We start from the raw sequence: 9,804 nt of genomic DNA, 5'->3' as shown, positions 1-9,804 counted from the left end.
GATCTTTTCTTTTTTCTCGTAGTAAGCATCCGTTCTTTCTTTCAGAAAATGATTGTAAACGAATCGAGAGCATCCAAAAGCATGTGATAGCTGTATTTTCTGCTCGTCGGTAGGATAGAATCTGTATCGATATGATCTATTTACAATTTTCATATTATCGTTGTAACACACCATTAAGTATCGTACAAGAAGAAAAGATGGCTTATATCCCCACGCCTAAAGGCGGGGGTTTTACGCCGTCAGCGATAAATTAGATTGTTTTTTTTTATATTTGAATTTTATGGTCGGTTTTGAAAAAATTTAACCGCTTTTAAAACAAAATGGATCACTCTAAGAGAACGTCTCTTATAATTAGGATTTAATTTATGTCTCATTTTCTAATGCTAGGGCTGCCGTTAGACAGCTCAACTCATCGTGAACAAGTCACACCGCCTTTAAGTGGTCATGAAACTAAACCTACCGATCCCTCCAAATGCAAGTTGACGAGTCTTGGACATTTTGTGAATGGCGTTTTGGCAAATACAACTTCTGTTTTACTCATGCAGCCCGGATTTACTCTAAAGACATTTATGATGTGCGGGAAAGGTCTTCCACCTATCCGCAGCCTATATAATGGGACAGCAGTCAATGTTATCAGTGGAGGGCCGGCTGAAGGAATTGCTTTTTTAGCCCACTTCGTAGCCTGTTCATTCTTTAGAAATAATAGTAAATCAGGAGAGCTTTCAGATGGCGGGAATCTTGCAGCAAGCATAATAGGTGGTGCTTTGGGAGCATTAGCGATAGCTCCTTGCGAAAGGGTTATGATTCAGCAGCAATTAAATCCCGGCTCCATATTACAAGTCATGCGTCCTATTATTAATAAAGAGGGTTTAGCGAGAGCTATTTTTAGAGGTGTATCCCCTACGGCTTTTCGCGATGCAGGTTGTAACTGTGCCGTATTTGGATTAAATGATATGGCAGTAAGAGAATTACGCCCTTTTATTTCAAATAAAGAACAAAGAGAACTCATAGCAAGTGTCAGCGTCGGTTTTATAGTTGGGGCTTTAACTACTCCATTTGATCTATTAAAAACAGATATGCAAGCATCCATAGGTAAAAAAACTTCCATGTTGCAAACAGCAAGAAAAATTTATGCAAAAGAAGGACTCAGAGCTTTTTCTAAAGGAGCCGTCTCGCGGGCACTTCTAGTTGCCGGCCTTGTTTATGGAATCACGAAATCCAAGGAAATCGCGCCACCTTATTTTCCTCAAAATTTTTATGAATCAAATAGATAGGGCGATCCTTTCTCTATTAAAAAATCCCCTCCATTGAATGGGAGGAGATTTTTTGGCGGTCAAGGAATATTGGCTATTAATGGTTGGCCGCGTGAGCTCCCCGCTTGATCATGGAGATTGCAGCTTGGCCTCCATCCCCCCCCCCATTCAAATTTTGATCTTCTGACTATCTAGTATCAAAGCTGTCTTATCATCGATTGATGCGCCTTTGCCTAAAAGAAACTCTACAACCTCTAAATGTCCTTCGGCAGCAGCTACCATCAAAGCTGTCGATCCCCGTTGATTAGCCTTATCGATTTCTGCGCCTTTGCCTAAAAGAAGCTCTACAACTCCTAGATATCCTCCGGCAGCAGCTTCCATCAAAGCTGTCTGTCCCACTTTATCAGCCTTATCGATTTCTGCGCCTTTGCCTAAAAGAAACTCTACAACCTCTAAATGTCCTCCGCGAGCAGCTACCATCAAAGCTGTTGTCGATCCCCATTTATTAGCCTTATCGATTTCTGCGCCTTTACCCAAAAGAAACTCTACAACTTCTAAATGTCCTCTGCAAGCAGCATCTATCAAAGCAGTCCATCCCCATTTATCAGCCTTATCGATTTCTGCGCCTTTACCTAAAAGAAACTCTACAACTTCTAAATGTCCTCTGCGAGCAGCTTCCATCAAAGCTGTCCGTCCCTCTTCATTAGCCTTATCGATTTCTGCGCCTTTGCCTAAAAGAAGCTCTACAACTCCTAGATATCCTCCGGCAGCAGCATACATCAAAGCAGTCCATCCCGGTTTATTAGCCCTATCGATTTCTGCGCCTTTACCTAAAAGAAACTCTACAACTTCTAAATGTCCTCTGCAAGCAGCATCCATCAAAGCTGTCCGTCCCTCTTCATCAGCCTTATCGATTTCTGCGCCTTTGCCTAAAAGAAGCTCTACAACTCCTAGATATCCTCCGGCAGCAGCATACATCAAAGCAGTCCATCCCGGTTTATTAGCCCTATCGATTTCTGCGCCTTTGCCTAAAAGAAACTCTACACCCTCTAGATGTCCTTCGGCAGCAGCATACATCAAAGCTGTCAAGCTCTCTTTATCAGCCTCATCGATTGAGACACCTGAGTCTAAGAGCCTTTTAGCAACTAGGGTATACCCTAAACCTATAGCTTTGGTTAATGCTTCAGTTCCACGCGATTCGATGATACCGGGTAGTAGTGTTTGAGTAGGATCTAATAGCCACTGCTCATATTCAATTTGATATCGAGGCCCTTCGGCTTTACCTGTTTTAATTTCTCGAACTAAATTAAATACTCCTTTGATAAATTCCTGCGCTAATTTTGACTGCTTTATCGAAGCCTCTTCATCTAACTCACGAGGCAGCGGCGGAAATCCATACCGTAGTGCCCTTTCAAAAATACAAGATCGAATCCTATCAGGGTTTCCTAAAAAAGAATCAATAACTCTCGGTTGCACCATTGGAAGGCGTTCTCTGCCGATGGGCAAACAATGCACAGCTCGGGAAAAGCCATTATAAATTCTTTGTAATTGAGACAAGGGAATAGCTAGAGGAGAAACTGTTTGAAGTCTCATTATTTTTATCCATGTATCAATTGGTAAACAAGAGACGGCTTTGCAAGCAAGCTCCTGTCTATCTTTAAAACTCTCTTTAAATTCAGAACTATCACTAGGTGATACTCTAGAAACCATTATTTCACCTTAATTAAAATTATTTCGGTATATACTACATTATACTGCTTGCAGTTTTTTTGTGTCAGGAGTTAAGCTAATAAAACTATTTTGAGGTGCATATTATGGTTAAATTTAAAGGCAAACAAATCAAACTCGTCCACAAAATTCCTTCCGTAGGGGAAAAAGCCCCTGACTTTGAACTCGTCGATACCGAGCTTGCCACCCATCGATTATATGAAACTAAAAATAAAATGAAAATTCTTTATTGCGTTCCGAGTCTTGATACTCAGGTTTGCTATAATTCTTCAAAATCCCTTTCTGAAATCGCAAGAGAACATCCTGAAATGGCCTTTTTTGTCATTTCTTGTGATTTACCCTTCGCTATGAAACGCCATGCCGAGTCATTAAAAGGCGTGACGCTTCTCTCTTTAGCTCGTTCAAAACAATTTGCGCATGATTATGGACTTCTCATTGAAGACAGCCCCTTAGAGGGACTCTTAACAAGAGCCCTATTTGTCCTCGATGAAAACAATACGATTATTTATGAAGAGCTTGTTGATGAGATTACAACCGAGCCGAATTTTGATCAGTTAACAGTTCACTTTTCATAGCGGACGTTTGAAATGCGGGTATTCGGGATACCAAATAAAAGCATCCACCTTCTCTTCAATCTCATCTTCTTGAATTGGAAGTGTTGCAAGCCCCATTTCGATCACGTATTTTGCAACGGCAATGGCAATTTGTTTAGAGGCTTCCCTTAAATGTTTAATCTCAGGGAATAGTTGTGTGGGGTTGTGCTCAGAGGCATAATCACTTAAAACCTCAACAGCGACTAAAAACATCTCTGTCGTCACTTTTTTTGCCCCAACAATGATGAGCCCCAGTCCAAGTCCGGGAAAAACATAGACATTATTGCACTGCGCAACGTCTATTGCTAAACCTTCAAATAGCACCGGATTAAACGGGCTACCCGTTGCAATCAAAGCTCTTCCCTCTGTCCACTTAAGCACATCAGCCGGATGTGCTTCAGATTTAGACGTTGGATTAGAAAGCGGTAAAATAATCGGATGTCTACTATTAGACGCCATCATTTTAATAATATCCTCCGTAAAAGCACCCGTTTGCGAAGAAAGTCCAATTAAAATAGAAGGTTTTGCACTTCGAACGACATCGAATAAAGACACATGATCGATCGTTTCAATCTCCCATGTTTTTATAGAGTCACTTAAATGTGCAAATGCTTTTTGGCTCTCATCAAGGCCTTTGTGATGGTCGAGAAGAAGGCCATTCACATCAACAATATAGAGTTGTCGCCGCGCTTGCCCCTCATCAAGGCCCTCTCGCTTCATAGCCTCTACAATGAGCTGCGCCACACCAATTCCTGCAGACCCCCCGCCTAGTATAGCAATATTTTGCTCTCCAAGTTTTTGTTTAGAGCTTTTAAGAGCGGTTTTAATCCCGGCTAAAACAGCAGCAGCCGTCCCCTGGATATCATCATTAAATGAGAGGAATTGGTCTTGATAGCGATATAAAAGCGTACGCGCATGATCTTTAGGAAAATCTTCCCATTGTAAGAGCGCTTGAGGATATCTCTTCATCAGAGCATTCACGACTTCATCGACAAATTGATCATATGCTTCGCCTTTAATTCTGTGGTGTGGGTATCCGACATATAGGTCATCTTCAAGTAGTTCGGGATTATCAGTCCCCACATCGAGCATTACAGGCAAAACATGGGAAGGATGGATCCCGGCAAAAAGGCAATACAAATCGAGTTTGCCAATAGGAATGGCCATCCCACCTGCACCCATATCCCCCAATCCTAAAATACGCCCTCCATCTGTTATCACAATCACTCGAATATCTTCCTGAGGAATATGATCGACAATACTTTGAATTTGATCTTTGAATGGATAGGAGAAAAAAATCCCACGATGATGCGTGTAATGGGCGCTAAATTTTTGGGCCGCCTCCCCTACCATCGGGGTATAGATATAGGGCAAAACCTCATCAACATACTCTAAAATCATCCGAAAATAGAGCACCTCATTGCGCTCGCGCAAATCCTTGAACAAGCGATAGCGGGCAAATGCCCCTTTTGTCTCTTTAAAGTTGAGGTAACGGCGATGGATTTGAGTTTGTATATCCATTTCAGCATAGGGAAGAAAACCGGTGAGCCCGAGCTCTTTGCGCTCTTCATGCGTAAATGCCGTTCCCTTGTTGAGAGTCGGGTCCTTTAAAATTCGCTCCGGAGGCAGTGCAATCTCAATCCTGTTATCATTAGCGTCTTTCTTCAACATGCCCACCCTCTTCTGTGTAGTCTTCAACTTCTGTCAAATAATTAGCATTAGCCTGAGTGTTGGGAGGGCTTATAGGAGAGTAAACTTGACAACAGCCCGTAAAAAAAATCAACAAGCCCCACATCCACCAATACATAAGGCAATCCATCCTCAATATATCCCCCTCTTTATCAAAGACTAAAAATAAGGGCAATATCAGATCTTTAGTTTATTTCAGTGATCGATGAAGAGAGGACTGTTTCAGGGCGATATAGAGTCCACACTGAAATGATCCAAAAGAAGAAAATCACACATAAGGTGATAGAAAGCATTTGTTGAAAGAGGGCAACACTAATCAATTGCAGCACGAGAACTAATACCGAAGCAAAAGCTTTAGAGGTTCGATAGATGAAAATATCGATAACCGCTTTAGCTTGGAATTTTTCACTTATCTTTAGTGGGATATAGAGCATCTCTTTTGCTACCCCAAAAATCGAGTAGTCAATAGCTTTGATCGATCCATACGCCAAGGCAACTAAAGAAAACGTAGGGATATAAACTAAGCTGAGAAGACAGCCTCCCAAATAAAGGGGGATGAGAAGGTGCGTGCGTCGAACCCCCATCATATGAATAACAATAAAACTTCCGATAAATTGGAGTAAGACATTGATCCCATTGACCACTCCAAAAAACCGCCCCATATATTCCGTTCGCAGATCCTGCATCGGATGATTGATCGCCACATGAAAATTAAACTTATAGTCGAGCAGCGTCGAAGCAACTTGCATAAAGACAACGATGAGTGCAATAAAAATCAGGGATTTAGATCTGACAATGGCTAAAGCCCCTGAGATAAAGCTCGAGCTCTTTTCTTCTTTAAAATCTATTGGCTCAACATGAGGGTGAAGATTGCGGACCTTGAGCATCCAACCATAAAAGGCAACAAGAAGCACATAAAAGGGGATGGTCAGCAAAAGAAGCTTTTCAGAGCCCATTTTGACTGCAAAAAAACCGGGGATCATACTGCCTAAAACAGATCCTAGCCCACCTACTCCATAGAAAACGCCATACAAAAATTTAGCCCTTTGACTGGGAATCGTTGAGTGAAATACTGACCAAACTTGTTGAAACATCAACATAATGAAAACATCTTTCCACAAGTAAAAAAAGAAAGGCAAGAGCTCAATTTTAGAGAGATAAAAAGCGCTAAAAATATTAATCCCGATCGCTAAAATAATGCTCGACACAAGCATTTTAAAACAGCCGATCTTAGGTAAATAGCGATTATATAAAGTCACCACGAGAATATTTAGAGGAAGAATAGAGAGCCAGGCAAGGGGCAAGTTTGCAACTTGATAATGAGCTAAGAAAACGGATCCGCCCACAGCTTTAATAATGGAGGCTTCAATTGTCACTAAAAAACTACACACCATCGCACATAGAATAAATAAATGTTCAATATGTGAAAATGAACGCAGCTCTATAAGCGCTTTTTTTACTCCCTTAATCATTGGATCGCCTTATTCTTTATCGCGCTTTCAACCTGATCTAACAGATCGGGGTGGGCATAAATGAGGTGGAATTTTGGTGAGGGAATTTTCAATTCGGTGAGTTGATGGGCTTGCCATAAGGTTTGATCTTTTTTTCGTACTGAAAAATCAAGCGGTCTTGACTGAATTGCAAACGGATTCACTTCAATAAAAAACTGACTTGTCATTTCCTTAAAAGCATCAACAAGGGCTAATTCGGCATGGGGGATTTTAATCACTTTATAGGCAGTTGTCGGATGCATAAGCGCGCTTGCATGCACAAAAAGCGGGTGCTGCTTGTCTTGAGCAATGCGCTTGACCTCAACCCAAATATCACTATCGCAAATATTGAGATAAGCATTGATATCACCCGTTAAGTCACGCTCCTTAAAATAAGCTTCAATGATCTTTGTTAAATGAAATGCAAGCGCCTTCACAAGGGGGTATTGATAGATGCGATTAAACATAAAATAGCGCGCGAGAAGTAGTGATTCACAGGCCTGAAGCCCCTCCTCCTCAATCCCGAGCTCAATACCTCCCTCTTCATGCCGAATAAGGGCCATCATTTCAATGAGCTGTAAATAATCAAACGCTCCATAAGGAACGCCCGTTGATCTTGCATCGCGCAAGAGATAGTCCATTCTATCTGCACCTAAAAAGTCATCGGTGATCATCTGCGAGAGAACTTTTTCAATCGAAGAAAAATGACCCCACTCAGGCCTGAGTTCTTTCATTTTTTTGGGGCCAATCGCGAGCTTAATCACCATTTCAAGAGGATCGATACCAATCGATCGGTATTCCCCTCTCATCGCCTCAAAGATTTTTCTCAACTCACTCTGCTCGATGATTTGAAGCGTCATCCACTCATGCCCCTTGTCGGGAAAAATAGAATGCTCGGCAGTATGAGAAAAGGGAAGGTGACCTAAATCATGGCAAAGGGCCCCTAAGCGGAGCACTCTTCGATAGAGTGGAGCATGCTCATATAAAGAAGCCATCTCAACATCACCAACCCCCTTTTCAATCAGGCGATCAAAAATTTGACTGGCGATATTCATCACACCAAGGGAGTGTTCAAAGCGACTATGCGTGGCACCGGGATAGACTAAGTGAGCCACACCAAGCTGCCGGATGCCGATCAACCTTCGGAAAGCTCCGGTCTGAGCCACGGCATACTCAACAGGATCTAAATAAATAAACCCATGCAAAGCATCGTAGATTTTTTTTAAGTGCGCCATGTCGACCCTCTATTTATCCATCATTATAAACAGAGTCGCCTCGCCATGCAATAGTCAAATAATTTTTACTCAAGGGTCAATCAAAAAAAAACTAATGCTTCATTCAATATGTCTGAATCTACTGCGATAGCAGTTCTCAGATGGGCTAGATAAATAATCGCCTGAATTTTAGGCGACTTACAATTGGGTGAACGGAGCTCAAGCCGCAATTTCCCTGCTTTAAGCAGGGAGCTCTCACACGGCCCAACCATTAACAACCAATATTCCTTAATCGTCAAAAAATCTACTCTATTCATGGAGAGGATTTTTTAATCCCAACAGTTTTGATGCGGGGCAAATATGATGTTGTTTTTTGCATTTTGTATTAATTATTAGATCCGGATAGTGTAAAAAAAATAAGGAAAATTAGATATGAATCAAACACCGGAAGGGATGAGTCCCGACAGTTATGAAAAATTTTTGAAAGACTACCGAAAAGAATTTCCCGGAAAGATCAAGGCGCTTCGCGAGGCAAGCCATCGCTTAGAATCTTCTTACAACAAGGAAGATCTGACGGCCGTGCGCTTTATCGTGCATAAGATTGCCGGCAATGGGGCTATTTTCGGCTATCCTGAAGCATCTCGAATTTGTTTAGAGTGGGATACTAGACTATCTAAAATGCTTGAAGCATTCACGGGTGAAGCTCCTTCCGGAGCGTTTTTTAAGGAGCTCAATTCCTTTATCAATCATCTCGAAAAAACATGTCAAAAAGTTTAATAAGATGCGTTATACCGTTGCCATATATCTAAAATGATTTGGGGTAATTTAATGACATCAAATGGTTTTGTAATGACGTCATAGGCCCCTTCCTTTAAAAAGTCTTTGACTTCATTTTCCCGAGCTTTTGCAGTGAAGAAAACAAACACGGTTGCTTTTAATTTAGGGATATTTTTCAAGGCCTGAAGCACTTGAAAACCGTTCATTTGCGGCATCATGACATCAATTAATATAAAATCCGGTGGATCATTGATAGCTACTTGAACAGCCTCTTCACCCGAATTTTGATATTTGACCTCAAAAGTTGGGTGTTTCTTAAATGAAAACTCAATCAGTTTCAATAGATCGTCATCATCATCAATGATCATGATCTTCTTTAAAGCTCTTGTATCCATAATGCTGAACCTTTTTTCAAATGCATTTATTTCAAGATCACAGGAAATTCAAAATAGAATGTCGCTCCTTTTGCCTCTTCGGAGACGAAGCCTATTTCTCCGCCCAATCTTTGAATAATTTCCTTAGAAATATAAAGACCTAATCCCGAACCGGTTTGTATATGATGCTCTAAAGCCCCCTCTTGGACAAACCTCTGAAAAATTTTGTTTTTAAAATCCTCAGAAATCCCTCGCCCCTCATCTGAAACGGAAAGACGCACTCTTTGGTTCTCGGTATTTGTATAGATCCGAATCTTTGAATTCTCTTTGGAGAACTTAATTGCATTTGATAAAAAATTATTAAGAACTAGGGATAATTGATTAAAATCGGCCTCTATATAAATATTTTCCGACAACTCATTACAGAGACTGATGTGTTTTTTGTCCGCTAAAGCCTGATTGCATTTTATATTATCTTCCACAAGTGCGTTGAGTGAGATGCGCTCTTTAGAAATCCGAAGTTGGTTAGCTTGTAGTCTTTGAACAACAGCGGTTCCCGCTGATCAATTTTTCCCTGTAAGTAAAAGTTTTATTTCGTAAACTTTTAGTCTCTATTTTTTGATCGAGGCTATCCCAATGACTGTTACCGTTAGAAAATCCCTTTGTACCGACACTCTAATTTCGGA

The 9,804-nt window shown here is 41.1% G+C and carries 11 protein-coding genes; 3 read left to right on the top strand and 8 right to left on the bottom strand.

The features are described from left to right. A partial coding sequence (locus K9M07_07645) for a helix-turn-helix domain-containing protein (GenBank protein ID MCF7853093.1) occupies nucleotides 1-174 on the bottom strand: 174 nt, incomplete at its 3' end. A gap of 191 nt (nucleotides 175-365) precedes the next feature. Between K9M07_07645 and K9M07_07640 the strand changes: the two genes are divergently transcribed. Continuing rightward, nucleotides 366-1,274, top strand: a complete 909-nt coding sequence (locus K9M07_07640) for an MC/SLC25 family protein (GenBank protein ID MCF7853092.1) — start codon at nucleotides 366-368, stop codon at nucleotides 1,272-1,274. Nucleotides 1,275-1,421: 147 nt separating this feature from the next. Here the strand turns inward: K9M07_07640 and K9M07_07635 are convergent, their stop codons facing one another. After that, nucleotides 1,422-2,963 carry an ankyrin repeat domain-containing protein gene (locus K9M07_07635; GenBank protein MCF7853091.1) on the bottom strand — a complete coding sequence of 514 codons (1,542 nt, stop codon included), beginning with the start codon at nucleotides 2,961-2,963 and terminating at the stop codon, nucleotides 1,422-1,424. A gap of 104 nt (nucleotides 2,964-3,067) precedes the next feature. On the opposite strand from K9M07_07635, the gene tpx reads away from it, so the two are divergent. Then, nucleotides 3,068-3,556, top strand: coding sequence for a thiol peroxidase (tpx, locus tag K9M07_07630; protein MCF7853090.1), 489 nt, complete (start codon nucleotides 3,068-3,070; stop codon nucleotides 3,554-3,556). Here tpx and K9M07_07625 read toward each other — a convergent pair. From K9M07_07625 to K9M07_07610, 4 genes are read right to left on the bottom strand one after another with little or no spacing between them, the layout of a single operon-like run. Next, nucleotides 3,551-5,251, bottom strand: a complete 1,701-nt coding sequence (locus tag K9M07_07625) for an NAD-dependent malic enzyme (protein MCF7853089.1) — start codon at nucleotides 5,249-5,251, stop codon at nucleotides 3,551-3,553. The two genes, tpx and K9M07_07625, sit on opposite strands and share 6 nt — an antisense overlap. After that, nucleotides 5,226-5,393 carry a hypothetical protein gene (locus tag K9M07_07620; GenBank protein MCF7853088.1) on the bottom strand — a complete coding sequence of 56 codons (168 nt, stop codon included), beginning with the start codon at nucleotides 5,391-5,393 and terminating at the stop codon, nucleotides 5,226-5,228. Before K9M07_07620 ends, K9M07_07625 begins: the two co-directional genes overlap by 26 nt. A 55-nt stretch (nucleotides 5,394-5,448) precedes the next feature. Next, nucleotides 5,449-6,735, bottom strand: a complete 1,287-nt coding sequence (locus K9M07_07615; protein ID MCF7853087.1) for a hypothetical protein — start codon at nucleotides 6,733-6,735, stop codon at nucleotides 5,449-5,451. Continuing rightward, entirely contained in the window at nucleotides 6,732-7,988 is a 1,257-nt protein-coding gene (locus K9M07_07610; protein ID MCF7853086.1) for an HD domain-containing protein, read from the bottom strand. The genes K9M07_07615 and K9M07_07610 overlap by 4 nt, the downstream gene beginning before the upstream one ends. A gap of 411 nt (nucleotides 7,989-8,399) precedes the next feature. Here K9M07_07610 and K9M07_07605 point away from each other — a divergent pair, with 411 nt between their 5' ends. Then, nucleotides 8,400-8,744, top strand: a complete 345-nt coding sequence (locus tag K9M07_07605; GenBank protein ID MCF7853085.1) for an Hpt domain-containing protein — start codon at nucleotides 8,400-8,402, stop codon at nucleotides 8,742-8,744. Here the strand turns inward: K9M07_07605 and K9M07_07600 are convergent. Then, the gene (locus K9M07_07600) at nucleotides 8,741-9,139 is read right to left on the bottom strand and encodes a response regulator (protein MCF7853084.1); all 399 of its coding nucleotides are present in this window, start codon (nucleotides 9,137-9,139) and stop codon (nucleotides 8,741-8,743) included. The genes K9M07_07605 and K9M07_07600 overlap by 4 nt on opposite strands. 26 nt (nucleotides 9,140-9,165) lie before the next feature. After that, nucleotides 9,166-9,600 carry an ATP-binding protein gene (locus K9M07_07595; protein ID MCF7853083.1) on the bottom strand — a complete coding sequence of 145 codons (435 nt, stop codon included), beginning with the start codon at nucleotides 9,598-9,600 and terminating at the stop codon, nucleotides 9,166-9,168. Nucleotides 9,601-9,804 lie beyond the last annotated feature (204 nt).

It is taken from the genome of Simkaniaceae bacterium, assembly GCA_021734805.1.
Taxonomy (GTDB): Bacteria; Chlamydiota; Chlamydiia; order Chlamydiales; family JACRBE01; genus Amphritriteisimkania.
The sequence above is the reverse complement of the archived record's forward strand: the minus strand, read 5'-3'. Positions and strand labels throughout refer to the sequence as shown.